At 36.8% G+C, this 26,716-nt stretch carries 21 protein-coding genes, 1 tRNA gene, 2 rRNA genes and 3 pseudogenes; 20 read left to right on the top strand and 7 right to left on the bottom strand.

The window, feature by feature from the left end; translation table 11 throughout:
• The 7 genes from AC1DIV_RS24200 to tsaD form a co-directional block, all read left to right on the top strand.
• Positions 1 to 143, top strand: a 23S ribosomal RNA gene (locus AC1DIV_RS24200); the annotation flags it as partial.
• Between the two features lie 118 nt (positions 144 to 261).
• Positions 262 to 377 (top strand): 5S ribosomal RNA (rrf, locus tag AC1DIV_RS24195).
• 57 nt (positions 378 to 434) lie between these two features.
• Positions 435 to 508 (top strand) — tRNA-Met (locus AC1DIV_RS24190).
• A 184-nt stretch (positions 509 to 692) separates the two neighbouring features.
• Positions 693 to 1,145: a tRNA (adenosine(37)-N6)-threonylcarbamoyltransferase complex ATPase subunit type 1 TsaE gene (tsaE, locus tag AC1DIV_RS24185; RefSeq protein ID WP_034306358.1), complete on the top strand. Its 453-nt coding sequence runs from the start codon at positions 693 to 695 to the stop codon at positions 1,143 to 1,145.
• Positions 1,145 to 1,837 carry a tRNA (adenosine(37)-N6)-threonylcarbamoyltransferase complex dimerization subunit type 1 TsaB gene (tsaB, locus tag AC1DIV_RS24180; RefSeq protein WP_340878342.1) on the top strand — a complete coding sequence of 231 codons (693 nt, stop codon included), beginning with the start codon at positions 1,145 to 1,147 and terminating at the stop codon, positions 1,835 to 1,837. The genes tsaE and tsaB overlap by 1 nt, the downstream gene beginning before the upstream one ends.
• A 22-nt stretch (positions 1,838 to 1,859) precedes the next feature.
• Entirely contained in the window at positions 1,860 to 2,312 is a 453-nt protein-coding gene (gene rimI / locus AC1DIV_RS24175; RefSeq protein WP_053533463.1) for a ribosomal protein S18-alanine N-acetyltransferase, read from the top strand.
• Positions 2,309 to 3,322: a tRNA (adenosine(37)-N6)-threonylcarbamoyltransferase complex transferase subunit TsaD gene (tsaD, locus tag AC1DIV_RS24170; RefSeq protein ID WP_063596068.1), complete on the top strand. Its 1,014-nt coding sequence runs from the start codon at positions 2,309 to 2,311 to the stop codon at positions 3,320 to 3,322. Before rimI ends, tsaD begins: the two co-directional genes overlap by 4 nt.
• A gap of 279 nt (positions 3,323 to 3,601) precedes the next feature.
• Here the strand turns inward: tsaD and AC1DIV_RS24165 are convergent, their stop codons facing one another.
• On the bottom strand, positions 3,602 to 5,521 hold the full coding sequence (locus AC1DIV_RS24165; RefSeq protein ID WP_340878345.1) for an ABC transporter ATP-binding protein: 1,920 nt from the start codon (positions 5,519 to 5,521) through the stop codon (positions 3,602 to 3,604).
• Positions 5,522 to 5,654: 133 nt separating this feature from the next.
• On the opposite strand from AC1DIV_RS24165, the gene moaC reads away from it, so the two are divergent.
• Entirely contained in the window at positions 5,655 to 6,161 is a 507-nt protein-coding gene (gene moaC, locus AC1DIV_RS24160; RefSeq protein ID WP_034306347.1) for a cyclic pyranopterin monophosphate synthase MoaC, read from the top strand.
• A gap of 33 nt (positions 6,162 to 6,194) precedes the next feature.
• Complete coding sequence (locus tag AC1DIV_RS24155; protein ID WP_034306345.1) at positions 6,195 to 6,854, top strand: redox-sensing transcriptional repressor Rex; 660 nt, start codon at positions 6,195 to 6,197, stop codon at positions 6,852 to 6,854.
• A gap of 28 nt (positions 6,855 to 6,882) precedes the next feature.
• Here the strand turns inward: AC1DIV_RS24155 and AC1DIV_RS24150 are convergent, their stop codons facing one another.
• A complete protein-coding gene (locus tag AC1DIV_RS24150; protein WP_034306342.1) occupies positions 6,883 to 7,095 on the bottom strand; it encodes a YdiK family protein in 213 nt (70 codons plus the stop codon).
• The gene (locus AC1DIV_RS24145; RefSeq protein ID WP_034306339.1) at positions 7,092 to 7,817 is read right to left on the bottom strand and encodes a CPBP family intramembrane glutamic endopeptidase; all 726 of its coding nucleotides are present in this window, start codon (positions 7,815 to 7,817) and stop codon (positions 7,092 to 7,094) included. Before AC1DIV_RS24145 ends, AC1DIV_RS24150 begins: the two co-directional genes overlap by 4 nt.
• Before the next feature lie 333 nt (positions 7,818 to 8,150).
• Here AC1DIV_RS24145 and groES point away from each other — a divergent pair, with 333 nt between their 5' ends.
• Positions 8,151 to 8,435 (top strand): co-chaperone GroES, encoded by a 285-nt coding sequence (groES, locus tag AC1DIV_RS24140; RefSeq protein ID WP_034306337.1) that lies wholly within the window; start codon positions 8,151 to 8,153, stop codon positions 8,433 to 8,435.
• A 58-nt stretch (positions 8,436 to 8,493) separates the two neighbouring features.
• A complete protein-coding gene (gene groL / locus AC1DIV_RS24135; RefSeq protein ID WP_034306335.1) occupies positions 8,494 to 10,131 on the top strand; it encodes a chaperonin GroEL in 1,638 nt (545 codons plus the stop codon).
• A 104-nt stretch (positions 10,132 to 10,235) separates the two neighbouring features.
• Here the strand turns inward: groL and AC1DIV_RS24130 are convergent.
• Positions 10,236 to 10,349 (bottom strand): annotated as a pseudogene (locus AC1DIV_RS24130) (integrase); the annotation flags it as partial.
• Between AC1DIV_RS24130 and AC1DIV_RS24125 the strand changes: the two are divergent.
• Positions 10,343 to 10,857: pseudogene (locus tag AC1DIV_RS24125) on the top strand (transposase); the annotation flags it as partial. The pseudogenes AC1DIV_RS24130 and AC1DIV_RS24125 sit on opposite strands and share 7 nt — an antisense overlap.
• A gap of 15 nt (positions 10,858 to 10,872) precedes the next feature.
• On the opposite strand, the gene galU reads toward AC1DIV_RS24125, so the two are convergent.
• Entirely contained in the window at positions 10,873 to 11,757 is an 885-nt protein-coding gene (galU, locus tag AC1DIV_RS24120) for a UTP--glucose-1-phosphate uridylyltransferase GalU (RefSeq protein ID WP_340878366.1), read from the bottom strand.
• A 427-nt stretch (positions 11,758 to 12,184) separates the two neighbouring features.
• Entirely contained in the window at positions 12,185 to 13,732 is a 1,548-nt protein-coding gene (locus tag AC1DIV_RS24115) for a right-handed parallel beta-helix repeat-containing protein (protein WP_340878368.1), read from the bottom strand.
• 538 nt (positions 13,733 to 14,270) lie between these two features.
• Here AC1DIV_RS24115 and AC1DIV_RS24110 point away from each other — a divergent pair.
• From AC1DIV_RS24110 to AC1DIV_RS24090, 5 genes and pseudogenes are all read left to right on the top strand, one after another.
• Positions 14,271 to 17,138, top strand: a complete 2,868-nt coding sequence (locus AC1DIV_RS24110) for a CDP-glycerol glycerophosphotransferase family protein (RefSeq protein WP_340878369.1) — start codon at positions 14,271 to 14,273, stop codon at positions 17,136 to 17,138.
• A 16-nt stretch (positions 17,139 to 17,154) separates the two neighbouring features.
• On the top strand, positions 17,155 to 18,348 hold the full coding sequence (locus tag AC1DIV_RS24105) for a glycosyltransferase family 4 protein (protein WP_340878370.1): 1,194 nt from the start codon (positions 17,155 to 17,157) through the stop codon (positions 18,346 to 18,348).
• Positions 18,349 to 18,384: 36 nt separating this feature from the next.
• Positions 18,385 to 20,496: a DUF6270 domain-containing protein gene (locus AC1DIV_RS24100; RefSeq protein ID WP_340878371.1), complete on the top strand. Its 2,112-nt coding sequence runs from the start codon at positions 18,385 to 18,387 to the stop codon at positions 20,494 to 20,496.
• A 407-nt stretch (positions 20,497 to 20,903) separates the two neighbouring features.
• Positions 20,904 to 21,505: pseudogene (locus AC1DIV_RS24095) on the top strand (cation:proton antiporter domain-containing protein); the annotation flags it as partial.
• 393 nt (positions 21,506 to 21,898) lie between these two features.
• On the top strand, positions 21,899 to 22,276 hold the full coding sequence (locus AC1DIV_RS24090) for a YolD-like family protein (protein WP_340878372.1): 378 nt from the start codon (positions 21,899 to 21,901) through the stop codon (positions 22,274 to 22,276).
• On the opposite strand, the gene AC1DIV_RS24085 is transcribed toward AC1DIV_RS24090, so the two are convergent.
• A complete protein-coding gene (locus tag AC1DIV_RS24085) occupies positions 22,267 to 22,413 on the bottom strand; it encodes a BH0509 family protein (protein WP_127777491.1) in 147 nt (48 codons plus the stop codon). The two genes, AC1DIV_RS24090 and AC1DIV_RS24085, sit on opposite strands and share 10 nt — an antisense overlap.
• Positions 22,414 to 23,899: 1,486 nt before the next feature.
• Between AC1DIV_RS24085 and AC1DIV_RS24080 the strand changes: the two genes are divergently transcribed.
• The 3 genes from AC1DIV_RS24080 to AC1DIV_RS24070 all read left to right on the top strand — a co-directional run bounded on the left by AC1DIV_RS24080 (position 23,900) and on the right by AC1DIV_RS24070 (position 26,622).
• Positions 23,900 to 24,274: a DUF1878 family protein gene (locus AC1DIV_RS24080; RefSeq protein WP_340878376.1), complete on the top strand. Its 375-nt coding sequence runs from the start codon at positions 23,900 to 23,902 to the stop codon at positions 24,272 to 24,274.
• Positions 24,275 to 24,649: 375 nt separating this feature from the next.
• The gene (locus AC1DIV_RS24075) at positions 24,650 to 25,990 is read left to right on the top strand and encodes a sensor histidine kinase (protein ID WP_082162812.1); all 1,341 of its coding nucleotides are present in this window, start codon (positions 24,650 to 24,652) and stop codon (positions 25,988 to 25,990) included.
• Entirely contained in the window at positions 25,987 to 26,622 is a 636-nt protein-coding gene (locus AC1DIV_RS24070; RefSeq protein ID WP_048680388.1) for a response regulator, read from the top strand. Before AC1DIV_RS24075 ends, AC1DIV_RS24070 begins: the two co-directional genes overlap by 4 nt.
• Positions 26,623 to 26,716 lie beyond the last annotated feature (94 nt).

Genomic DNA, 26,716 nt, shown 5'->3' with positions numbered 1-26,716 from the left:
AAGCATGAAGCCCCCCTCAAGATGAGATTTCCCATGGCGCAAGCTAGTAAGATCCCTGAAAGATGATCAGGTTGATAGGTCAGAGGTGGAAGCATGGTGACATGTGGAGCTGACTGATACTAATAGATCGAGGACTTAACCAACGCTTTAAAAAAATGAAATACCTTCTTCTTATTATCTAGTTTTGAAGGAATGAAAATTTCTTCTTGCATTTTGACTTCATACATGTTATGATAATAAATGTGCTAAAAAGATTAAATGTTTGGTGGCGATAGCGAAGAGGTCACACCCGTTCCCATTCCGAACACGGCAGTTAAGCTCTTCAGCGCCAATGGTAGTTGGGGGTTTCCCCCTGTGAGAGTAGGACGCCGCCAAGCTGTATTCTTTTTGAATAAACGGGAATACTATATTTATAAAAGAAACATTTATACCGTCGCGGGGTGGAGCAGTCCGGTAGCTCGTCGGGCTCATAACCCGAAGGTCGCAGGTTCAAATCCTGTCCCCGCAATCATGAAAAAAACGAAACTTAGGTTTCGTTTTTTTGTTTTATCTGAAATTCGAATAATATGTCCTTAACTTATTTGTTTCTTCTTTTGAAACAAGGTAAACTACATATAGAATGGTTTTTGTTCGGTTCTCGACATGAACTATAGGACGGACGTTTTCCTAATAATGATAAAGGTGATTGATATATGCAACATGTTGAATGGATTTCTCAGAATGAGGAAGAAACAGCGCAATTTGCGCACAAATTGGCACAAAAGCTTTCCAGTGGAGATGTGCTGGCTCTAGAAGGTGACTTGGGTGCAGGGAAGACTGCATTCACAAAAGGGCTGGCTAAAGGATTGGGTGTTACCAGAATGGTGAATAGCCCTACCTTTACGATAATAAAGGAGTACATGGGTCGCTTGCCTTTGTATCATATGGATGTCTATCGGGTAAGTGAATCGGAAGAAGATTTAGGCTTTGATGAATATTTTGATGGTGATGGTGTGACTGTCGTTGAATGGGCCCATTTAATAAAGGATCACCTCCCAGAGGAAATCTTGACCATTTATATCTATCGTTTGGGCGATACAAGCCGGCGTATTGTTTTGGAAGCCAAAGGCGAACGATATGTAAAGTTATGTAAGGAGATTATTTGATGAAGGTTTTAGCTATAGATACATCGAATTTCACATTAGGGATTGCACTTGTAAACGGGAATCAAGTAATTGGTGAGTATACGACGAACCTAAAGAAAAATCATTCGGTGCGGGTAATGCCAGCAATTGAAACACTGTTGAGGGACTGCGATACTAAACCGAAGGAATTGACTAAGATAGTGGTCGCTCAAGGTCCAGGCTCCTATACAGGGGTCAGGATTGGAGTGACGATAGCGAAAAGCTTGGCCTGGACGCTTCAGATTCCGTTATCAGGTGTTTCCAGCTTAGAGGTTTTAGCAGCTAATGGACGTTATTTTAACGGGTTGATATCTCCCTTGTTCGATGCAAGAAGAGGGCAGATTTATACTGGATTATATGAAATGGAAAAGGATTCTTTAAAGACAGTCATTGAAGATTGTAATATTCTATCCTCTGAGTGGGCGAATCAATTGAAGGAATTAAATCGTCCTGTTTTATTTGTTGGTCAAGATGTGGACATCCATCGGGATGCAATTACCGATGCATTAGGCGAATTAGCGGTATTTGCTCCAGTACAGTCATATAATTCAAGGCCAAGCGAACTGGCCTTCATTGGTCTTGATAAGACTGAAGTGGATGTTCACCAGTTTGTACCGAATTATATCCGCATGGCTGAAGCAGAAGCTAAGTGGCTTGAACAGCAGGGGAAATAAACAAGGAAAGCGACCGATTATTATGAGTAAAACATTGACGTTCCGAAAGATGAATACGGCAGATATCGACCAAGTGCTTAATGTGGAAAAGCAGTCTTTTACTTTGCCTTGGAGCCGGGAAGCTTTTTTTAATGAATTGAATCATAATCAATATGCTGTATACATGGTGATAGAGGATGAAGGGAAAATTGCCGGTTATTGCGGTGCCTGGATCGTCATTGATGAATCGCACATAACCAATATTGCGATATTACCAGAATACCGAGGGCAAAAGCTTGGAGAAGCTTTGCTCAGGAAGATGATTGAAATCTCCATTTCAATGGGTGTGGTGAGGATGACACTTGAGGTCCGTGTCAGTAATGCCGTAGCCATTTCGCTTTATGAAAAACTTGGTTTCCAAAAGGGCGGAATCCGAAAGAATTATTATACAGACAATCAAGAGGATGCTTATGTTATGTGGGTGAATTTTTCATGAAAAAAAATCAAATTATATTAGGAATTGAAACAAGCTGTGATGAAACTGCGGCAGCCGTCATAAAAAATGGAACGGAGATACTGAGTAATGTCGTGGCTTCACAAATAGAAAGCCATAAACGTTTTGGCGGTGTCGTCCCGGAAATAGCTTCCCGTCATCATGTAGAACAAATTACGATTGTTCTTGAAGAAGCGCTGCTGCAAGCGGGTGTGACATATGAAGACTTGGATGCCATTGCCGTTACTGAAGGTCCCGGCCTTGTAGGGGCTCTATTAATAGGTGTGAATGCGGCGAAGGCTGTAGCTTTCGCACATGGAATCCCGATTGTCGGTACGCATCATATCGCTGGTCATATCTATGCAAATCGGCTTATTCAGGAGATTGAGTATCCTGCGCTTTCTTTAGTCGTTTCGGGAGGTCATACGGAATTGGTGCTTTTAGAAGAACCGGGTTCTTTCAAGGTGATCGGGGAGACGCGGGATGATGCAGCAGGAGAGGCGTATGATAAAGTGGCTCGAACCTTGGGGCTCCCTTATCCTGGCGGGCCTCATATCGATAGGCTTGCGCAAGAAGGCTCACCAACCTTGAAACTGCCTAGGGCATGGTTGGATGGCAGCTATGACTTTTCTTTCAGCGGGTTGAAATCAGCGGTAATCAACACTTTGCATAATGCAGAACAGCGCGGGGAAAAAATTGAACCTAAAGATTTAGCGGCAAGTTTCCAAGCAAGCGTGATAGAAGTGCTTGTAATGAAAGCTGTGAAGGCTGCAAAGGAATATAATGTGAAACAGGTATTGCTTGCTGGAGGAGTTGCGGCAAATAAAGGCCTTAGGGAAGCATTAACGGAAGCTTTTAAGGATTTACCTATGGATATATCCATTCCGCCCCTCTATCTTTGTACAGACAATGCTGCCATGATTGGTGCTGCTGGCAGTGTCATGTTTGAAAAGGGAAAGAGATCCGGTTTGGATTTGAACGGAAATCCTGGATTGGATATAGAAGCATTTTAATGGACGAGAAGACAGGATCGCTCACTTTGGCATCCTGTCTTTTTATCGTGTTAATAAAATAATAGAATATTCTGTGGATAAAGTTTTTTTGATAATCATCCTGCATGTGTATAAAGGGGTGTTTTTGTGGATAAGTGGATATGTTTCTGTGGATAATGTGTATAACTCAAATTAATGGCTAATAAGCGGTAAGTGGTTTGTTAACAAGTTTGTGGATAACTTTCAAGCGACACTTTGGTTGGAAAAGAAAAAGACCGAGTCAATTGACTCGGTCTTTTATCACTCTTCCAGTTCAGCCCATTCTTCGAGAAGCTGATCCAAACTTTCTTGTGCATGATCAAGTTTTGTTTGGACTTCCAATACTTTTTCGTGGTCCTGAAAAACATTTGGATCACATAGGAGGTCATTATATTCGTTTATTTCGGTTTCAAGAAGCTCCATGGCTGTCTCGATTTCCTCAATGCGCCGTTTTCGCTGGCGTTCAGCTTTTTTTGCTTCTTTATCAATTTTGTAATTTGTTTTTTCTACAGCCGCATCTAAAGTTTTAGCCTGATCCTGCTGTTCAAGTGCTTGGATTTCCGCTTGCTCCTGTTTCTTCTCTAGATAGTAATCATAATCACCGAGGAATTCTTCGTTGCCGTCTTTGGAGAGCTCTATCACTTTCGTTGCTATCCGGTTTATGAAATAACGGTCATGTGAGACGAATAGAATAGTTCCCGGATAATCAATTAATGCATTTTCAAGCACCAATTTACTATCGAGGTCCAAATGGTTCGTTGGTTCATCAAGAATTAAAAAATTCCCTTTTTGCATCATCATTTTGGCTAGAGCAAGCCGAGCCTTTTCGCCCCCGCTTAGTGTGGAAACGGTTTTCAAAACATCGTCCCCGCTAAATAGGAAATTACCTAGTACGGTGCGAATGTCCTTTTCCGGTTTAAGGGGATAGTCGTCCCATAATTCATTGAGTACGCGTTTATTGGAAACAAGGTTAGCCTGCTCTTGATCGTAGTAGCTGACTTCTACGTTCGTTCCAAAACGGAAATCCCCAGAAAGGGCAGGCAGCTTGGAAATGATCGTTTTCAATAAAGTTGATTTTCCAACTCCATTTGGTCCGACAAGAGCTATGCTCTCTCCTTTTGTCATCCGGGAATTAATATTCTTTGATACCGTTTCCCCTTCGTATCCGAGAGCCAGGTCCTGGAGGTGGAGTACTTCATTTCCGCTTTGCCTTTCAATCTGGAAAGAAAAATTCGCCGATTTTTCATCACCTTGCGGCTTGTCCAGTACATCCATCTTTTCGAGCTGTTTACGTCTGCTTTGTGCTCTTTTCGTTGTGGAAGCCCTTGTGATATTACGTTGGACAAAATCGCGAAGCTTTTCGATTTCCCCTTGCTGTTTCTCGAACAGTTTCATGTCCCGCTCATAATCTTCCGCTTTTCCCTCTAGGTAAGAACTATAATTACCATGGTATTTTTTCATGTTATTCCGGGAAATCTCATAAACCAGGTTTACTACTTTATCTAAAAAATAGCGGTCATGGGAAACAATGAGGACAGCTCCCTGGTAGCCTTGTAAATATTGTTCAAGCCAAGAGAGGGTTTCGATATCCAAATGGTTCGTCGGCTCATCCAGAATCAATATATCCGGTTTCCTTAAAAGCAGCTTACCTAATGCAAGCCTTGTTTTTTGCCCGCCGCTTAAAGTGGAAATTGGGGTAGAATAGTCAAAGTCGGCAAACTGAAGACCATGCAATACGGAACGGATATCCGCTTCATATTGATAACCGCCCTTCTCTTTGAATGCCACCATCAAAGTGTCGTATTCATTCAGCACTTTTTGGTAAACCGTTTCGTTTTCAAAGATGTCAGGTCTGGCCATATCAGCCTCAAGGCGACGCAGTTCCTTTTCCTGCTCTATAAGATCAGTGAATACAGTAAGCATTTCATCCCAAATGGTCAATTCGGATTCCAATCCAGTATCCTGGGCCATATAGCCGATGGTGACGCCTTTTGGTTTGATTATTTCACCGCCATCATGGGAAAGCTGCCCGGCTATGATTTTTAGCAGAGTGGATTTGCCGGCGCCATTTCGGCCGACAAGGGCAATTCGATCTTTATTTTGAACTTCGAGCTTCATATTTGATAAAATAAGTTCAGCTCCATAATATTTCGATAGTTGATTGATTTGTAATAAAATCATAGATTTCACCTCAATTGATTACTGTTAGTTTAACGTATTTTAGTTATTATCGGCAACAGCTTGGTTCCAAGCTGAAAGAAAAGCTGTTACATAAAGTGGAATAATAGTGTATGATTTAGGAGGGGTTACTTAAATGGGAGACTTAACGCATTTTAATGAACAGGGCAGGGCCAAAATGGTCGATGTGAGTGCTAAGCCTGAAACAACCCGGACGGCAGTGGCTCAGTCGAGCATTTTATTGAATGATGAAATATATGAATTGGTCACGAACCATAAAATGAAAAAAGGTGATGTACTGGCTGTTGCACAAGTTGCAGGAATCATGGCCAGCAAAAATACATCCAATATAATTCCGATGTGCCATCCCATTGCTCTGCAAGGGGTCAATATAGCCTTTGATTGGGAAAAAGAAGAACAAGGATATAGGCTTAGGATTGAAACGGAAGCTAAGACAAAAGGGAGTACAGGTGTGGAAATGGAAGCGTTAACAGCTGCATCCGTGACTGCCTTGACTGTTTATGACATGTGTAAGGCCATTGATAAGGGAATGGTGATCGGGCCTACATTCTTAGTGGAGAAAACAGGCGGAGTGTCTAGTAGCGATTATAAAAGGCAAGTAAAACGAACAGATAGAGATTAAGTTGAAAAGCATGTGTGAAGGCGGGGAAGAACAATGAACCATGACCCAAAGATACCGCAGGCAACAGCCAAAAGGTTGCCATTGTATTATCGATTTTTAAAGAACTTACATTCCTCAGGCAAACAAAGAGTTTCCTCGGCTGAGCTAAGTGAAGCCGTAAAAGTGGATTCTGCTACCATTCGCCGTGATTTTTCCTACTTTGGCGCGCTTGGGAAAAAAGGCTACGGCTACAATGTCAATTATTTATTATCCTTCTTCAGGAAAACACTAGATCAAGACGAATTGACCAAAGTCGCTTTAATTGGAGTGGGGAATTTAGGAACCGCTTTTTTAAATTACAATTTCATGAAAAATAATAATACAAAAATTGAAATGGCTTTCGAAGTTTCTGAAGAAAAGGTCGGCAAGCGAATAGCTGATGTGCCCATCTACCATATGGATCAAATCGATACACTATTGCAGGAAAATAATATTACTGCGGCTATATTGACAGTGCCTGCACAGGTAGCCCAGACGATAACCGATCGTCTAGTCAAAGCTGACATAAAAGGAATATTGAATTTCACTCCTGCACGGCTGACCGTGCCGCCATCCATAAGGGTCCACCACATTGACCTGGCCGTGGAACTTCAGTCGCTCATCTACTTCCTGAAACATTATCCGGTAGTGGAAGAAGCCGCTTTGGAGGAATGAAAAAACGCTGCAGCTATGCAGCGTTTTTTTATTTTTTCTTATTTTTTTGTGCGGCTTTAATCTTAAAGTGCAGCATGATCATGCGCAATCCCGATCCAAAATCAAGAGTCGCAATAAGGACAAGTATGTAGGCAAAGAGTCCCCATCCTGAAGAATTGACGGTTTGAATTGCGATAGCGGTAAAAAGAGCTCCTAAGCCTGCATAAATGATGCCCATGAATAATGGTGATTGCCGTTTCATAATAAACCTCCGATGAAGGCCTGTGCAGTATCTAGCATCTTCTCAATATCCTCCCGATATACCACTTGAAGGATGATAACAAGCGTGTTCATCGCAATATGAGCGCTCATGGATACGAGAATGCGGCCTGTTTTCGCATAAAGGAAAGCAAAAGTGAAGCCCATTGCCGTATATAAAAGAAGATGTTCAAATTCACCATGCGCCAAGCCGAAAATAACTGAGCTGATTAAAGCTGAAATAAAGAAGTTAAAGCGTTTATGAAGTGATCCGAAAATGATTTTACGGAAAATTAATTCTTCCAATATAGGTCCAATTACTGAAGTGACGAAAATGACCATGGGGACTTTGTAAATGAGTGAAATGAGTTGCTGCGTATTTTCAGATTCAGACTCCACCCCAAGCATTTGTTCAATGCTTCCGGCAATGCTTTGCGCAAAAAGAGCCATGAACACTCCTGCAATTGCCCATAATATGGACATGGATACGGAAGTTTGGTTTCTCGTGTCCAACTTTTCCCTCATATCTTTTCTCATTAAAAAAAGAATCAAGAATAAAGCAGCGAGAAAACTGAAAACTATCCAGTATGCTGCAGATTTCACTTCGAGTTCATCAGCCGGCATTCCGGTATAAGACCCGATCAGCATGAAAATGGGTACCCCGACAATACTGGATAATTGCATGGCAATATAAGTGATGATGACGAACCAATATTCTTTTTTCAAAAATGAAAACTCCTTTTATAGTCACCCATCCGCTTGGAACGTTACTGACATGGGGACAATCTATAAACGCATACTACAAAATGGTATCAAAAATTGGGGAAGAACACCACTTAAAGGTACCCCTAACATGACATTTCAATGACTATGTTTAGGAAATCATTATGCTAAAGTAGTTTACCCGTAATTTATCAGAAATTAATAAAAAATTTTCAATAAGATACTTGCAAAAAAGGCTCGGTTTATTTAATATTATAAATGTGTTAGCACTCGATGATGAAGAGTGCTAATAATCATGAAACAAATTATCAAGAGAATATGAGGAGGTTGTTTCACTTGTTAAAACCATTAGGTGATCGCGTTATTATTGAACTAGTTCAAACTGAAGAAAAAACTGCAAGCGGTATTGTTCTTCCTGATACTGCTAAAGAAAAGCCACAAGAAGGTAAGGTAGTAGCAGTTGGTACTGGCCGTGTCCTTGAAAATGGCGAACGTGTTGCTTTAGAGGTTGCCCAAGGCGATCTAATTATCTTCTCAAAATATGCAGGTACTGAAGTTAAATACGAAGACACTGAATACTTAATTTTACGTGAAAGCGACATTCTAGCTGTTATCGGCTAATTATACATCATACTTAACTGAACGAAAATTTTCTTAAATTTTAGGGAGGTACTTATAAATGGCTAAAGAAATTAAATTTAGTGAAGAAGCTCGCCGCTCCATGCTTCGCGGTGTGGACGCACTTGCAGATGCAGTTAAAGTAACGCTTGGACCAAAAGGTCGTAACGTGGTTCTTGAGAAAAAATTCGGTTCGCCGCTTATCACAAATGACGGTGTGACGATCGCTAAAGAAATCGAATTGGAAGATGCATTCGAAAACATGGGTGCGAAATTGGTTGCTGAAGTAGCAAGCAAAACAAACGACGTAGCTGGTGACGGTACAACTACTGCAACGGTTCTTGCGCAAGCGATGATCCGTGAAGGTCTTAAAAACGTAACAGCTGGTGCTAACCCAATGGGTATCCGTAAAGGAATCGAGAAAGCGGTCAATACTGCAATTGCAGAATTGAAAGCCATTTCCCAACCTGTTGAAAACAAAGAATCAATCGCACAAGTTGCTGCCATCTCTTCAGCTGATGAAGAAGTGGGCCAACTGATTGCGGAAGCAATGGAGCGCGTTGGTAACGACGGCGTCATCACAATCGAAGAGTCTAAAGGTTTCACAACTGAGTTGGACGTAGTAGAAGGTATGCAATTCGATCGCGGATATGCATCTCCATACATGGTTACTGATTCAGATAAAATGGAAGCTGTCCTTGAGAATCCATATATCTTGATCACTGATAAAAAAATCACGAATATCCAAGAAATCCTTCCTGTACTTGAGCAAGTTGTACAACAAGGAAAACCGCTATTATTGATTGCTGAAGATGTAGAAGGCGAAGCACTTGCAACTCTTGTTGTGAACAAACTTCGTGGAACATTCAACGCTGTTGCGGTTAAAGCTCCTGGATTCGGTGACCGTCGTAAAGCAATGCTTGAAGACATCGCAGCTCTTACAGGCGGCGAAGTAATCACTGAAGAAATCGGACTTGATCTTAAATCTGCAACAATCGATTCATTAGGCCGTGCGTCTAAAGTGGTTGTTACAAAAGAAAATACAACGATCGTTGAAGGATCTGGAGATACAGCTCAAATCCAAGCTCGTGTAAACCAAATCCGTGTTCAATTAGAAGAAACAACTTCTGAATTCGACCGTGAAAAATTACAAGAACGCCTTGCTAAATTAGCTGGTGGCGTAGCGGTAATCAAAGTCGGTGCAGCTACTGAAACAGAATTGAAAGAACGTAAACTTCGTATTGAAGATGCATTGAACTCCACTCGTGCCGCTGTTGAAGAAGGTATCGTAGCTGGTGGTGGTACAGCACTTCTAAACGTATACAATAAAATCGCTGAAATCCAAGCGGAAGGCGACGTAGCAACAGGCGTGAAAATCGTTCTTCGTGCCATCGAAGAGCCTGTTCGTCAAATCGCTCACAATGCTGGACTTGAAGGCTCTGTAATCGTAGAGCGCCTTAAAGGCGAAGCAGTAGGCACTGGCTTCAACGCAGCTACTGGACAATGGGTGAACATGATCGAATCAGGTATCGTCGATCCTACTAAAGTAACTCGTTCAGCTCTACAAAACGCTGGTTCTGTAGCAGCCATGTTCTTAACTACAGAAGCTGTCGTTGCTGACAAACCAGAACCTGCAGGCGCTGGCGGCATGGGCATGCCTGACATGGGCGGCATGGGCGGCATGGGCGGCATGATGTAATCATCGCCTAGAACCCTTGATATATAGGGGTTTGTAAGGTGGAGATTAGTGAAATGCTAACTTTTTGCTAACTTTCAGTTTTTGAAACAAATTTACTTCACCAATTAGAGGAGACCTTTCGTAAGTTCACTGAACTTATGGGAGGTCTTTTCTTCGATATTTTTTGTCATATGAGCGTAAATGTTCATCGTCGTGTTGATGTCTGAATGCCCTAATCTTAGATATGTATATTAATTAGCTCTTTGAACACAAAAAACATCTATCCATGCTTGGAAATGAGATAGATGCTTTAGCAAAAAGTATTGAAGAATCTAAGATTATCCGATCAATTCCCGGTATCGGTGAAAAAATCGCAACCACGATTATTTCTGAAATTGGGGGAATTGAAAGGTTTAATCACCCTAAGAAACTAGTCGCATTTGCCGGTCTTGATCCAAGTGTATTTGAATCTGGCAAATTCAAAGGTACTTACAATCGAATTATCAAAAGAGGCTCTAGCAGATTACGACAAGCTTTGTATATGGCTGATATATGTTCTATCTTGACTGTCGCAAATAGAAAACAACGATGAAACCCTTCCTCATAATAAGAGATTACGAGAGTTTTATGATAAGAAATGAGAAGAAGGAAAACCTTTTAGAGTAGCTGTGATAAGCTTGTGCAAACAAACTCTTACATTGGATTTATGCACTTTTAATAAACAAAACCTTTTCGAAAATATTGTAAGTTCAATATCTCGGTTTAATTATGAATCATTTCTTTCTTAAGCAATTCTTCCATAATTTTAAGGACGTCACTACGTAATTCTTCGTGTTGCAATGCAAACTCAATTGTAGTTTTTACAAACCCTAATTTCTCACCAACATCAAACCTATTTCCGTAGAAATCATAAGCGTAGACCCTTTGCATCTCATTCAACTTTTGAATAGCGTCTGTCAATTGGATTTCCCCACCGGCACCTGTTTCTTGGTTTTCCAAGAACTCAAATATTTCAGGTGTTAAGACATAACGTCCCATTATTGCTAAATTAGATGGTGCAGTCCCTTGCATTGGCTTTTCAACAAAATTACTCACTTGATAACGTCTACCTTCTATAGTAGAAGGATCAATAACTCCATAACGATGTGTCTCATTGTGTGGTACTTTTTGTACTCCTATAATAGAAGAGCCTGTTTGTTCATATTGATTAATCAATTGACGTACACATGGAGTATCACTTTGAACAATATCATCACCTAAAAGCACGGCAAATGGTTCGTCTCCAATGAAATTACGTGCACACCAAACAGCATGTCCTAGTCCTTTTGGCTCTTTTTGTCGTATATAGTGAATATTCGCAAGATCTGAAGGATAACGTACTTTATCTAGAACGTCTAATTTTCCTTTTTCTAGTAAGTTCCGTTCGAGTTCTGGAGCATTATCGAAGTGGTCTTCTATTGCGCGCTTCCCTTTACCCGTAACAATAATAATATCTTCGATTCCTGATGCCACCGCTTCTTCAATAATGTATTGAATTGTTGGTTTATCTACAATTGGTAACATTTCCTTTGGCATAGCTTTCGTAGCTGGTAAAAATCTAGTACCTAACCCTGCTGCTGGAATTATTGCTTTTTTTACTTTTTTCAAATTTAATTCCCCCGATTATTTTATTTATCTAAGAACACAACAAAAATCTAATAAAAAAACACATGAATTTATGAGTTCCTTTATTAGATATCCGTTTATTGATCCATTTTACCTACTATACTATAATATGTAATTTTTATGTCATAATCAATTAACATTTTTGTAACGTTTTTAACATGGGATTCTTCATTTTATATACCTTTGCTGGAAACAGGGATGTCATCCATTCATATATAGGCTTACTGTCTTAAAGTAAAAATGATTTTGAATATATTGAGACCTTTCAAGAAGATCCGTTTTTTCCTTTAGCACTAGATATTTAGTGGTTCCTTCTTGTGCGACATTTACGCCCTTCAGCTAGTCTTTTTCCTCTATTCTCTATTTCTTTCTCATTCCATACACTAAGTTGTCTTTTTCATTATTATTTTTATTGATTCACATCTGTAATAATCGTGTTTTCTAAAATTTCACCATTGCTGGACAAATTGTCCACCTGAATACTGTTTTTCTCAGGGCTAGTTATAATTTTATTTTCTTTGATAGTAAATCCTTTTGTATATTGAATAAACAGCCCCATTTTACCAAAATTCGAGAGATTATTTTGCGTTACTTCAATATTATTTGTATATCCTTTATGTTGATAGTTTTTATCAGGTTCGTCTACTAATAATCCATCAGTCACAATATTTTCCAACGTATTTTTACTGATCGTTACATTACTAGCAAATCCCAAATATATTCCGAGATAGGCATTGGAGATCCTATTGTTTGAAATATATACATCATCTACCCAGTTGAGATAAATGTTAGGCCTTTGATTACCACCAAGTTGATGATTAAAGACGTTATCAGATATAATAACGGACTCTATTTTTGCAATAGTTGAATGGTTAGGCCAACCCTCACCATATATATTCTCTCTACGAGTATTTTCAAATGTGTTTTTCGATATCGTCGTATGACTACCTGATTGTGGTAGTCCAGTTTGAATACCATCAGACGTTTTCGAAGATTCCCCTTTTCCATTAGGGTTAGAAAGGGCTATCCCTCTGTTACCATCTAAAAAAGTATTGTTTTGGATGGTAGTATCTTTCCATTTAAAGTTACGAATCGCTACGAAGGTAATTCCTCTAAATATGTTATCGTGTATCTTAATATCCGTGCTGAATTTGTTGTGGACAGAACCATGGTTTCCAATTCCTACTGGCCAAGCAATTGTGCCCTTCGTTCCACTAGCACCAAAGTAACAGTTGCGAATTGTGACATTTTTGGAAGGTGTTCCATCATACTCTCCATATTGACTAAAACCCAATTTAGTATGCTCAGAAACTTGGATAGCTTCTGAATAAAAGCGGGAGTGGTCAGGTGTTGTGTCCTTAAATCCCAAAAATTCGCTATTTTCTATTACGACATTTTTGGAAGCGTTTAAATCAATAGCATGACCACTGGCTATATCTCTAACTTCTATATTTCTTATGGTAATATTTTTACCTCTTGCAATTCCAATAGCATTGAACGGGTCTGGGTAGTTTGTGATATTGCCATCCCAGATTCCACCCTCTATAGTAATATTGCCATGTCCATTATAATCCGTGTACATAGCCCCAGCGTCACCATTGACCATAATTGTATTGTCATGACTACGCAATAGCACAGCACCGTCTTCTAGAACTAAATGAGTATTTTTATATATACGTAACGTATTTGTAAGTTTATATGTTCCTTTTGGAATGAAAATCTTGATCGGCGTATTGCTTGTCTTAGCCAAGTCTAAGGTTTCTTGAATTACTTTCGTATCGTTATGAATACGATCCCCTTTTGCACCCAAAGCTTGTACATTGAAGACAGATTTAGACGACTCATTGTCTTTCAATGATTCGATGCCTTCGAGAATAATAAAAAAGGCAAAAATAAAACAGATGATGATAAAAGTTACTTTTATTGGTTTGTTTATTACACGTTGTTTTTTGTTCATTTGAAAGATAATTCCTTTTGTCAGTAGTTTGATAGTAACATATCAGCTAAAACACTTATTTTTTAACAATCTTTATTTCGAATAGTTTACCATTTTGAGATAAGTATAAATTAAGCTTCTGTGGTTCAATGTAATAAACGGATGTATATGGTTCTAATTTCATCTTTCAACTATATTCCCTATCCTTACGTAATTACAAACAAAAAATCCTTATGGTTTGTAACTAGATGGTATGATATACTCAATTTTGTTTAAAATATTAGGTTATTGTAAAAAATATATGAATTTTATGTAAAATTATCGCAAAATACATTATACAATTGGGAATTGGTTCATGCAAAAAACAAACTCCTCTTTTTACAAATGAATACTTCCCAAAAGATATGATTTTCTTACGGATTTTATCAAAACTTAATAAGTTTGGAGACTAGGAATTCTATTAACACTCATGATCCGTGACTGTTAAAAGTTTTTTTCACAAACAACAGAACCTTGTGAGTTAAAAACTCATTATATTTTTTGATTTGAGAGGTGCAACATGAAGGTTTTAGAATTATTATGGCTTCCAAAGGAACAGTCAGAGTGTTCTTTGTTTGATATCAAGTACCAAGGTGAAATATTAAACATCACATTGAAAACAGATGAAATGGTAAAAGAAGGAACAGTGTCTTTCACATTAATCGAGAGATCATCACAACAGGTTTTGAAGTTTCCAGTAAACGAGTACGGAGAAACCGATATTTTAAGTATAGATATTTCTATAGATAATTATATTAACTACCTTACAACGGGAATCTGGGATGCTTATCTACAAAATGAAAAAGAAGGAACTATAAGTAAATTTCGGGTCAAAAATAAACTTACAGAATCCATTGAATTACCCCCTTTTTATTTAACAAACTCAAATATTTCGTTAGTTCCTTATTCCACCATTAAAGGGAATTTATCTTTTAAATGCGAGGAAAGTAAAGCTATCCTCAAGATAGAAAATTTTGCCCTTGAAGAAAACGGTAGTTTAATGTTAAGTGGATATTTTTTAGTTCCCTCATGGAGTGTAGAGAAGGCTAAAGATGTAAGGAAGCAGCTTATTCTTCGTTCAGGGAATAATGAACTAAATATGGATATTCATAATGTGGCGCGTCAGGATGTTTCAACATTTTTCGGACGAACAGACAATAAGTATGATTGGACAGGGTTCGATATTCATCTTGACTTCTCCAAAAATTCTTATGAGTTATTAGATGAAAAATCAACAGACCTCCATATTAAAATGACCTTTAAGAATCAAGAGATGATTCTACCGATTGTGATTTCACCGACAATAGATTTCAATAAAACAGCCGTTTTCCAGTCTTCTGACGGGATTAAGAATATTTACATTAATATAGATGAAGAGAGTCATAGAATTGCTTTATTAGTGACTAAAGAAAACTTACAGGCTGAAGTTGACGCAATATATTCCGAAAATGGAGAAATCACCTTGTTAGGCAGTGTCATTTCACGTGATAAGGCCAAGAGAGTTTCCCATAACAACACCGATATTGTTGTGAAGGAACGTCAGTCTGGTGAAGAATACCACTTCGGTGTTGAAATCTATCAGTCTTGTTTTACTCACACATTCAAAGTAAAAGAACTTTTAGAAAAGGGCATTTTCACAGCCGGAGTTTGGGATTTATACCTTTTGATAGAAGGACAAATGTATCGTTTAGTGACCCGTTTGGATGGCATTATGAATAAACAAAAGTTAGTCTCAATACCCCAACAGATGTTCTCTAATAAAGAAGGGAAAATCCTATCTATAAAGCCGTATTATACCCTTCATGAAGAAGTGTCTATATTTTCTAGAGACTCTCTTGCCGTAAAGTCAATTGAAAAAGTTGCAATAGAAAAAGGGATTCTTTCTATAGTTGGAAAGCTAAATATCCAACCGCCTAATCTCGACTTCCCTACAACTAACATAGGTAAACTAACGATTAAAGGGAAATTTGGTAAAACCTACGATTTCCCAGCTACATGGCAAACAGAAAAGACGGGAAAAACTAATCTTGAGTTCCAATTTATAGCATCCGTAGATTTAGTTAACCAAGGACTTACGGAATTAAGCGATTCCTTGCTCAAGGATATAAACTTTGACCTAATTCAGTGTGAAATTTTTCACGAATTAGGTATCATCCCATTTACCATGAATATTGATCCAGCTAAGGTAATCGTAACCTTAGAGGATCGTTTAAGACAATCAAGTAAGTATAAAGGACTACTGACTAAATGGGGCCTTCGCTTTTATAAGGCTTGTAATAAAATTCTTCCTATTAAAAAGAAGAATGTCGTCTTCCAAAGTTTTCATGGAAAAAGCTATTCTTGTAGTCCAAAAGCCATCTACGAAGAAATGCTTGAGCAAAAACGGAATATCAAACCTATATGGGTCTTAAATAATCTTAAACAAGAAGTGCCTGGGAATCCAATTCTAGTACGACCACATTCCCTCAAATATTATTATTATATGGCTACTTCTAAATATTTCGTAAATAACGGAAACTTCCCTGACTTTTATGAAAAAAGAGAAAAGACAGTACATCTTCAAACATGGCATGGTACACCATTGAAAAAGCTCGGATTTGATATCGACCCTAACTCTCCATCCTATGCAGAAAATACATCCCCTCAGATATGCAGACGAAATGCAAGGTGGGATTATCTAATAGGACCAAATGAGTACACATCAACCATATTAAAGAGAGCGTTCAAATTCGAAAAGCAGATGTTAGATGTTGGATACCCTCGTAATGATATTTTCTATAAACCAAACCTTGAAGGGAAAGCAGTGCAAATTAAGGAAAGACTTAATATTCCAACAAACAAAAAGGTTATCCTGTATGCTCCTACATGGAGAGACTATGATTTTCATAACGGAAATCAACATAAGCCATATGAATTTAAATTCAACTTAAATAGTTTCAAAGAACATTTCGGAGAAGAATATGTCTTACTGCTTCGATTACATTACCGGGATGCTACCCGTATTAAGATTGAAGGATTTGAAGACTTTATCTACAATGTTTCAAGTTATGACGATATTCAAGAATTGTACTTAATTTCTGACTTGTTAATTACAGATTATTCATCTGTCATGTTCGATTTTGCAAATATAAACAGACCGATCATTTTCTTCACCTATGATTTATCACGTTACGGTTCTCAGGTTCGTGGTTTCTATATGGACTTTCAGACGGAAGCTCCAGGACCGATAGTCCTTAATGAACAGCAGCTCTTTCATGCAATTGAAAATGTTAACAAAGTAGAGAAATTATATAATCAGAGATACAAAAGTTTCAGAGAGAAATTCTGCCATTTAGAAGACGGAAAAGCCTCTAAAAGAACAATAGAAACTTTATTTAAAAATGAATAGAATTGGGGTGACCGTTGTGAAAATTCGATTCTTAGTGTTTGATATTTATGGAATGGGTGGCACAGTACGGACTGTTCTAAATGTGACGAACTATTTAGCTCAATCTGGTTACGATGTAGAAATCATTAGTGTCTTTCGATATCGTAAAGTACCCTTTTTTGAAATTGATCCCAGAATCAAAATTATTGTCCTTCACGATGTAGCAAGCAGAAGAAAAGATGATACAAGCTTAAAAACAAAAACAGCTAATAAGTTAACTAAAATGAAAAGCAGACTTATTCATCCTGATGACGAGGGGTATCATTTCTTTTCGTTACTGACAGATATAAAGTTGTATAACTTTCTAAAAACGATTAGTTCAGGGATTTTAGTCACCACAAGGCCAAGCTTCAACATCTTTGCTAGTAAATATGCGAATAAAGAGGTTCGTATTATTGGACAAGAGCATTTAAATTTCTCCATCTATCCTGAAAACATGAAGAAATCCATTTTAAAACATTATGGTAAGCTGGATTATTTGGCCACATTAACAGATGAGGATACAATGGACTACACACAACTTCTAAAAGGTGGAAAAGTGAAAGTAAAGAAAATCACCAACTCTATTCCAAATTTACAAGGTGTGATATCTCCTTTGGATTCCAAGACTATCATTGCAGCTGGTCGTTTAGTGCCACAAAAAGGATTCGATCTATTAATTGAGGCATTCAAAATTGTAAATCAACAATATCCAGATTGGAAGCTGAAAATTTTTGGAGATGGCCGTGAGAAAAACAACCTTCAAGATCTAATTACAAAGTATAAACTTTATAATCATGTTATTTTAATGGGATCAACCCAGCATATTGATATAGAACTGTCTAAAGCTTCTATTTATGCATTAAGCTCCAGGTTTGAAGGATTTGGAATGGTCATAGTAGAGGCTATGCAATGTGGTGTGCCAGTAGTGAGCTTTGATTGTCCGAAGGGACCGAGTGAAATCATTGCTCAAAATGAAGATGGGGTACTCGTAGAAGATGGAAATGTAGAGAAATTTGCAGAGTCCTTAATGGAACTAATGGGTAATGCAGACAAAAGGAAATATTTCGCAAAAAACGGCATTAATAATGTTAAGCGTTACGAAATAGAGAACATCGGGAAAATATGGGAAGAAACAATCAACGAAAATTTATACAACACGAATAATCAACCAGTAAATTCCTTAGTTTAAACAAAGTATTCTTATTCTATTATTAAGGAGGATAATATGAGTGTTTTAGTAACTAATTTGGGATACAGCAATGGGGTATTATCCCTGAATGGTAAAGCAGAAGCTGCATTAGAAGATAACTATTTCCTTTGTATTAGAAGAAGGGAAATAGAACATGGATTAGAATATCCAGAAGAATATACATTTCCACTCATGATTAACGGTAGTGAATTTGGTTTTCATAAAGACATGAACGATTTACTGCAAGGAATTTACCTAGATAACGGAATGATTTGGGACTTGTTTTTATTGTCTGGGGATAATTATTTCAAACTGGAAGCAAATACTTCACTAACATTAGACAGAAGTGACTACGTAAGCTTAGATAATAAGCTTTTTAAATTAAAACCATACATTACTGGGGAAAACGGCGTATCATTATATATATTGAAAAATGAGATTACAGCAACTATTGGTCATGCCACTTTTAATGAGGGTGTCTTCAATTTATCAGTTCAGTTGAGCAATTCAGCCATTTCGGATTATAAGGATTGGAATCGCTATTCCATTCGATTAAAGATTAAAAAAAGAGAGCAAGAACACCTTTTCGAGTATTACGAATCTATGGTGTTTGACTCTCTTTCAGAAGTAAATCCATTAGATTTCTCTCTAAATATTAATGATATATTTGAGAACTATAACTTGAATAAGAATCTTATATGGGACCTATTTATCGAATTAAGAAGTAAAGATGGGTTAATAGTTGAATCTCCATTGATGTGCTCAAGCGGAAATAAAGGACTTTTTAATTTCAATTATTTTAAGTTTGCCCATAATGATTTATATAGAATCAAGCCATATGTTACTGGTAAGAATTCCATTTCCCTGTTTATAAGATCAAACGAACTAAAAATAAACCTTTCGCAGCTCAAATTTGAAAACAATAGTGTACAGCTTACTGGGACAGTTTCTTCTCATGAATATGATATATGGAATTTCAATGAATTCGAATCATATATAGTTTTCAAAAAGCGGTATACGGTTGGGAAAGAAAATGTGTACTATACAGAAAAAGTAATTGAAATCCCCTTGTTAAACGCCCATTTTCAAGCAGAATTATCAATGTCAGAACTTCTACACGAAGAAGTGATCCGTCATGGAGATGTATGGGATATGCTTGTACGTTTAACTACGTTGGATGGTAGAATTACGGATATAGTTGTAAACCCTTCAGAAGAACTTAAAAAAGAGAAATATTCGTACGAAATCATGAGTACGAATCCATCCTTTAAGTTTAAACCGTATGTAAACGGACAAGGTCATTTCTCTTTCTATTTTATAGACTCTAATAAACATCAGCATGATGCAGTGAAAGTTGCGGTATTAGGCTCATGTTTTAGTCGAAATCCTTTCAATTCGACAAGTTATTTTAATCCAAGTTATAAGAAGAATTACAGTTGCGTGTTGACGCAATTCCATTCATCTATTGTTAGCATGGTTTCTACCCCTAGGGAAATAGATATTGATAAGATGGATGATGTAACGGCATACAACAAGTATTTTATTCAAAATGACTTTGAGAAGAACTTCTTTGATCAGGTAAGCGAATTGAAGCCTGATTACTTGATCATCGATTTATACGCAGATGCTGCACGAGACCTAATTAAAATAAATGATGACACATATGTTAGTGCAAGTCTTGCTTTAAGACAAAGCAAGTACTTTAAGGAATTCATGAATTATGAAGTCGTTACACATGCCAATAATGAAGCCTACTTTGCCTTATGGAAGGAAGCCATGATTCAATTTGCAGAAAGGATTAAGGAATACCTTCCTGAAGATCGAATCATCCTTAATGTTGGAGGTTTCACTTCCCAATATTTTGATGCAGATGGATCCATCAAGAAGTTCCCACGGGCGCATATCATTCAAAGAAACAATTATTTCTGGGATAAGCTTAATTCTTGGTTCTTACAATGCATCCCGGGCTGTAAGGTAATTAGCTTAAAAGATACAAAGTATATAGGACAACATGATCATCCATTCGGGAACACGTTCTCCCACTATCAGTCAGGTTATTACAAAGAGTTCATGAATAGATTGAATAAGCTTGTAATGAAAGATATACAAAGCGAGAGACACCAACAAGGAAAGGAACTATTGGTGTAATACAGCTATCGTTTTTGTGGAGTGAACCCTTTCAATGGGAAAGTATTGAAAGGGCAACAATTTATTCAGCCTGAGTCCTGAATTCATAAGGACTCAGGCTATTTAATTTTTCTGGATACGGCGTAAACGTTCAATGGTTCATCATGATAAAATATTCTAACTTGAATAAAATTATTATTAATTATGAAAAAATAAGGAGTATATTATTCAGCAAAACCAGCCTATAGTTGTCAACATTTTTCAACAAAAGATTTAAAACTTACGGATATACTAAAAATGAGTATGCCAAATAACCTTCCAAATACTACGTTTGGAAGGTTTTGGTTCACTTGGTTAAAGCTGAACTTATAATAAGATCGGGCGCGTTTGTGAAATAAGTCAATAGCTTCTTACTAAGGATCAGTTTAATTCGTTTAGGTCAACCATCGGTATTGGAAAGCTAATAATCGGAATCATTTTGGGTCCTGCTGTTTTGGGCTGGTTGAATAATAATGAGTTTATTCATTATTTTTCAGGGATCGGTGTTTTATTACTTATGTTTATAGCAGGTCTAGAAACAGACCTAGAACAATTAAAGAAAAACTGGAAATCTGCCTTTGCAGTTGCGGTTCTCGGTATTCTTTTACCTTTCCTTGGAGGCTTTGGTGTTGGTGAATTGTTTGGTTTAAGTATGGAGTATTCCCTTTTTATAGGTGTTCTTCTAAGTGCAACTTCAGTGAGTATTACTGTACAAGTTCTAAAGGATATGAACAAACTAAACTCTCGTGAAGGAAGTACCATTCTGGGTGCAGCAGTTGTTGACGACGTTCTTGTAGTAATAATATTAGCAGTGATGCTAAGCTTTTTAGGAACTGGTGAGGAAATATCATTAGGTTTATTAATAGGTAAAAAGTTAATATTTTTCCTAGTGGCTATACTTGCAGGATGGTTAGTCGTACCGAGGATTCTAAGCTGGCTATCTAAATTAAAGGTTACAGAACCCACAATGTCCATTGCACTTGTAATATGTACTGATATATCTCCAGCAATTTTTGTGAAAAATAAAATTAAAACTAAATAAAAAATAAACTCCAATATGGTTTTCCTCCCAATAAATGATTGGTTGTCGACACCAGCAAACCTATTGTAATCGTTAGAATATCGGTCGTCAATATAGCCTTTAAACGCATGAAAATAGGTTTTAATGGCTTCTAAATGTGAAATTAATACTAGATTACGCATAAGTGTTTTTAGTTGATTATAAAGGGTTTTAAATGGGTTTTAGTTATGGCGTTTTTTCGATGATTTAAGAATAAACTCAAAATTTGAAGTCTTATGGAATTTTCTTTGGTAGCAAAAATTAATTTAGGTATAAGAAGAACACCAGTTCGTATATAATGAATGAAAGGGAGGGATCTTTCTAATGGGTACAATTCGTGATAGAGGAATCATTAAATGGCAAGCAGCATTGATGTTACCAGAACATAAAGCATTAAATAAAAAAAAGGATAAGGACGATTATTTCTTAAATAAAAAACCTATTCTTGATGAATACCAGGTTGAAGAAAACAACATTCATTATGCAATGGAAGTTATCGTTAATATGTCTTCAGTGTCAGGAATGGAGGGAAAAGGAAGGAAGCTGAAAGCCAGCAAGGTCAAAAAGCAACTGAAACTCACTTGTTACAAAATAGTGGGTTTGCAAGAGGTTATTTCCGAAAGTATAAAAGTAAAAGCGGGAAACCATGAATTATCAATGGTTTTCCCGCTTTTTATCATTTTATATTTGAGTTACATATAATCATAAACAGAGTCATCAAAATAGAGCCAGTGATAATATTCAATCTGTGAATCTGTCATCTTGGAAATGTCTTTCTCATTGAATTTTTGTTGCTCAATTAATTTCTGCACTTTGGATTTTCTTTCTACTTGGCTCATCTTAAATCCTCCTTATAGTATGAGAAGTAACGAAGTATTTAAATATTGAAAACGCTTTCTTTTTTTCTTGTTTTTATTATATATCTCAATGTCAGATTAAACAAATATCAAATATAGATGATTTTTAAGGAAATAATATAGAAATGTTATTTATCTATTTACTTTGAAGCAGTTAAAGAGGCAAGGTCGAATTCCCAAAGCCTGAGTTTTGTTAAAATATCAAGCCCAAGTTTCTGGAAAAGGGAGTTACTTCCTTTTGCGGGAAATAACTCCGATGATTTTTGGTTTTCACTTTTAAATAAGGAAAAATGTCAAAGAACCAATTCCAGGTAATGCAGCCAATACTGCCTGAAAACGCATCTCGGGCTTACTATCTGAATATCATCTTCTGAGAGATCGATAAAATCTAGTTTCTTTTTTACTTCACCATCTTGATAAAAAGCAAATGTTAACGAATTTTGTTTTAGGCCAAGTTTTGAAGTATCTTCTTTAGCATGATAAATATTTAAATCAATGTTTTTTACTTTAGTTACACGTTCAATTTCCTTATAATGCAGTTTGAATTCAATGTAAGGATTTTTTCATTTTCATGATAATCTTTTCTCCTTCCGATATAATATAGGATTAGGTTTAGGCTTCCTCTTGTAATAGGGGGGGCTTTTTCAGGTTCTTCATACCAGTTATTTATAAGAATTTAATTGAAAATGCTCACCTATTTGCTCACCTGACATTGAAATATTATGACACTTTGTGAAGTTATCTTAGATGGCTTTAACTAAAAGTGTTGATATTATTACCTTGTTACTTCCTATTAAATTATTAATTGAATGGGCGGGCATGATGCATCGCTAAATCCCTTAATATAGGGGTTTAACGGGAGATTCAGTCATGAGTGCTCACCAAACATGTGAATATTTTTAAAGTTGAAGGCCTCCCACAGTTTACTGTGGGAGGCCTTTTCTTTATATATGAATTCGTTATTTCCTAATGGTTGTTGATTTTTTAATTCCTACTACAGCTTCAATCAATAGTGAAGTGTAGGTATGCCTAAGTAAGTGTGGAGTAATGTTCTTTTCCATTCCTGCTTTTTTTCGGAAGCCGTTTAAGCTGGGTATCAACTATTCGGTGCTTCTATGACATGTTAACAGGGCTTCATCAATCTTAATCGTATGTAAAGAACCCTTTGTTTTTGGTGTTAAAAGTTGCCCATTTTAAGGGGAATGATCGTTGATTCTTGAACCGGTATAGGGAATACAAGATTTCTACCAGGGAAGCATCGCTAAAAATACGGGAATTATGAAATGTAAATTATATCGTTTCACTTTTGGGACGAGAGGATTTACTAAATATATTAGTATAAAGTTAGAAGTACGGAAACACTTACCCTAACCCCATTGTTAAAAGGAGTTTGACCACAATTGAAATTATTAGAGTTAGAGAAGTTGCAATTGCACTTTGGGTATTATAATAGTAGGAGATGAATTTAATGGAAGAGTTAGTAGATGAATTTAAAAAGATGAAATATCATCAAAAGTTATTACTTACAATTGCTTTGGATAAAGATCCTGAACAATATACTTTTTTTCATTTCATTTTGAATAATGATCTGAGTGAAAAGGATTCAAAGGTAATTTTTGAAATACTTCATGCTTTAGAAGATATAAAGGAAGGGACTTACAAAAAGGGTAAATATGAAGCAGTCATTACTTCATTATTAGGAGATAATCCTTCAGTATCCATGGATATCTTTGAAAAGGCATTGTTACATGTGAATATTGATGTGAACCCTATTTATCTAATTAAATCCTTGAGAAATCAATATCTTCAAGTTGATTTATGTAATTACCTCTTGGAACAATAAAGTATGATATTTTCAACCCCTTTTCCTATAGTTGCACTGACCTAAAAATGAGAAAAGTAAAACACTTTTCGTTGAAAAGTAGGTATTGAATATCAGCCAATCAATGTGAAGGTGTTTTTTCTATGGGAAAAAATGCAATGTAGTTAAATAATTCTAAAAGGATTTGACGTTATAATAATTTTTTTGTATAGGGTAGCTTTTTATCCATAGAGGGTGGCTCATCCACGTACCCATTTTTTTATAATTTTCATAATAATGATGAATTGCGTATAATGAGGTTATGGAAGGGTATACATACATTTAAATCRATACGAATTGAAAGAATGGTTATCATTCTATTCTATAAGCAAATAATCTATCAAAGGTGAAATGATTATGATAGCTAGTCTTATGAAGTCTTGGACAATATGGATGAAAATTGGAGTGATTTTATTCGGGGTATTCTTACTATCGTGGTTGGGTCCTGACGAAATTGGTCTTACTGATTTGCTTATTTCATTAAGAGAAGGTGAAGAAACAGGAAATCAGTTAATGCTTGCGGTTTTTTTGCTAGTGTCTTTAAATACAGTTTTAGCTTTGTTTCATTATATTGGTGCACTACTGTTGGGTGACGAAATCGCTGCTCGTTTAAACCGTCCATGGTTAAAAATCATCATTCCTCTTATTGTTATTCCTCTCGATTATATCGTGATAAATGCTTATTATTCTTTAACATACTCATTTAGCGCATATGCTTTGTTATTGTTGTTAGCCATCTTATTATTGCAAGCCTTTGAAAAGGATAGGCTAAAGCCAATTATTAAAACGATTATTTGTTCTCAATTAATCTTTGGGATTGAATGGCTGAATGAGATTCCTTCTTTATCCCAATATGGATTTGGCCAAGGGTCGATTTCAAAGGAATTAACAGGTATAGCGGTTCAAATTGGATTCGAGCAATCTTTAACATTGTACAGTTTAACTTTGTGTTTAATTTTCGTTATTAATGCTGTTATTTTAGCTGTGTACTTTTCATTGGCTGAACAAAAGTGGCGGATAAAGCAAGAGCTTCATTATGCGCAGTTAGAAGCAATGCAGTCAAGATCAGGACGGGAAGCACTATATCTGGTCCATGATTTAAAAACGCCTCTTACAACAATTGAGGGGCTAAATTCTTTAATTAGTATGAAAGTGGACGATTCTAAAATTAAAGAATATTGCCAAAGGATTTCAGCATCGATTCTTTCCGTTAGCGACATGATTTCCGAGATTTTATATGATGATAAAAAACATTGGTGCCGTATAAAAGATTTAGTTGAATATGTCGAAGCAAGCAGACTGAGCGGGACAAATCTTAATCTGAAGGTAGACTTTCAAACAGATCCTGAAATTAAAATTTTCATTAATAAAATCCGAATGACAAGGGCATTAGTGAATTTAATTGACAATGCTTATGATGCAGTGAATGGAATAGAAGATGGAAAGATTTTGCTTAAGGTAAAAACCTATGAAAATGAACTTTGGTTGGGCGTATCAGATAATGGGAAAGGGATTTCACCTAAAGAGCAGGAGAAAATATGGAAAGCTGGGTTCAGTACAAAATCGCATCCAGGCATGGGATTAGCTTTCGTACGACAAGTTGCTGAAGGACATGGTGCATCGGTGGAAATTGATAGCAAGCTTGGGCACGGGACAATATTTTGGATTAAACTAGCTGAGGGGAGTGTGTCAAGATGAACATTTTAGTCATAGATGATGATACATCAATTCAATATATGCTAAGTGAAATTTGTGAATTTGCCGGCTGGAATGTAGATACGGCTAACAACGGAAAAGAAGGGTTAAATGTATTTGCAGAAAAAGGAGCAGATGTTGTTTTAGTTGATTATCATATGCCGGAAATGGACGGAATAAAAACAGTGGGTGAGCTTCGTAAACTTAATGCCGATGTTCCGATTCTTGTATTAACAGTCGATGAACGACAGGAAATTGCTGATCGCTTTCTTGAAGCAGGCGCAACGGATTTTGCCTTAAAGCCTGTAAAAGCACCTGATTTGATTTCAAGAATTCAACTGCATGCCCGCCTAGCAAAATTAACCCAATCAGCTCCGCAGCAAAAATCCAGTGAAGAAAAGGATGTATTTGTAACAAAGGGAATTAGTAAGAGAACACTTCGTCACGTTAGTGATTTTCTACATTCTAATCGCGAGCCTTTTTCTGTTGATACAATTTCTAAAGAAGTTGGATTGGCTTATCCGACCGTTTATCGCTATATTATGCATTTACTTGATGAAGGGAAAGTGGAAACTATTGTGAGTTATCAAAAAATAGGAAGACCCAAAAATTTATATCAATGGATTGTTGACTAAGAAACTGCCTTAATACAAGGCAGTTTTTTATTATGATGGGGGGGCTCCGTTGCTGCACAGACCGTTAATGCAACAAGACTTTTTTTCTTTTTTT

The organism is Peribacillus sp. 05N428, assembly GCF_056397085.1.
The sequence above is the reverse complement of the archived record's forward strand: the minus strand, read 5'-3'. Positions and strand labels throughout refer to the sequence as shown.

What these genes read in the sequence shown, in the direction of transcription:
- AC1DIV_RS24075 (WP_082162812.1), top strand. Translation starts at nt 24,650, where the DNA reads ATGATAGCTAGTCTTATGAAGTCTTGGACAATATGGATGAAAATTGGA.
- rimI (WP_053533463.1), top strand. Translation starts at nt 1,860, where the DNA reads ATGAGTAAAACATTGACGTTCCGAAAGATGAATACGGCAGATATCGAC.
- tsaE (WP_034306358.1), top strand. Translation starts at nt 693, where the DNA reads ATGCAACATGTTGAATGGATTTCTCAGAATGAGGAAGAAACAGCGCAA.
- tsaB (WP_340878342.1), top strand. Translation starts at nt 1,145, where the DNA reads ATGAAGGTTTTAGCTATAGATACATCGAATTTCACATTAGGGATTGCA.
- moaC (WP_034306347.1), top strand. Translation starts at nt 5,655, where the DNA reads ATGGGAGACTTAACGCATTTTAATGAACAGGGCAGGGCCAAAATGGTC.
- AC1DIV_RS24090 (WP_340878372.1), top strand. Translation starts at nt 21,899, where the DNA reads ATGGGTACAATTCGTGATAGAGGAATCATTAAATGGCAAGCAGCATTG.
- AC1DIV_RS24085 (WP_127777491.1), bottom strand. Translation starts at nt 22,413, where the DNA reads ATGAGCCAAGTAGAAAGAAAATCCAAAGTGCAGAAATTAATTGAGCAA.
- AC1DIV_RS24115 (WP_340878368.1), bottom strand. Translation starts at nt 13,732, where the DNA reads ATGAACAAAAAACAACGTGTAATAAACAAACCAATAAAAGTAACTTTT.
- tsaD (WP_063596068.1), top strand. Translation starts at nt 2,309, where the DNA reads ATGAAAAAAAATCAAATTATATTAGGAATTGAAACAAGCTGTGATGAA.
- AC1DIV_RS24150 (WP_034306342.1), bottom strand. Translation starts at nt 7,095, where the DNA reads ATGAAACGGCAATCACCATTATTCATGGGCATCATTTATGCAGGCTTA.
- AC1DIV_RS24155 (WP_034306345.1), top strand. Translation starts at nt 6,195, where the DNA reads ATGAACCATGACCCAAAGATACCGCAGGCAACAGCCAAAAGGTTGCCA.
- AC1DIV_RS24110 (WP_340878369.1), top strand. Translation starts at nt 14,271, where the DNA reads ATGAAGGTTTTAGAATTATTATGGCTTCCAAAGGAACAGTCAGAGTGT.
- AC1DIV_RS24165 (WP_340878345.1), bottom strand. Translation starts at nt 5,521, where the DNA reads ATGATTTTATTACAAATCAATCAACTATCGAAATATTATGGAGCTGAA.
- groL (WP_034306335.1), top strand. Translation starts at nt 8,494, where the DNA reads ATGGCTAAAGAAATTAAATTTAGTGAAGAAGCTCGCCGCTCCATGCTT.
- AC1DIV_RS24070 (WP_048680388.1), top strand. Translation starts at nt 25,987, where the DNA reads ATGAACATTTTAGTCATAGATGATGATACATCAATTCAATATATGCTA.
- AC1DIV_RS24080 (WP_340878376.1), top strand. Translation starts at nt 23,900, where the DNA reads ATGGAAGAGTTAGTAGATGAATTTAAAAAGATGAAATATCATCAAAAG.
- AC1DIV_RS24100 (WP_340878371.1), top strand. Translation starts at nt 18,385, where the DNA reads ATGAGTGTTTTAGTAACTAATTTGGGATACAGCAATGGGGTATTATCC.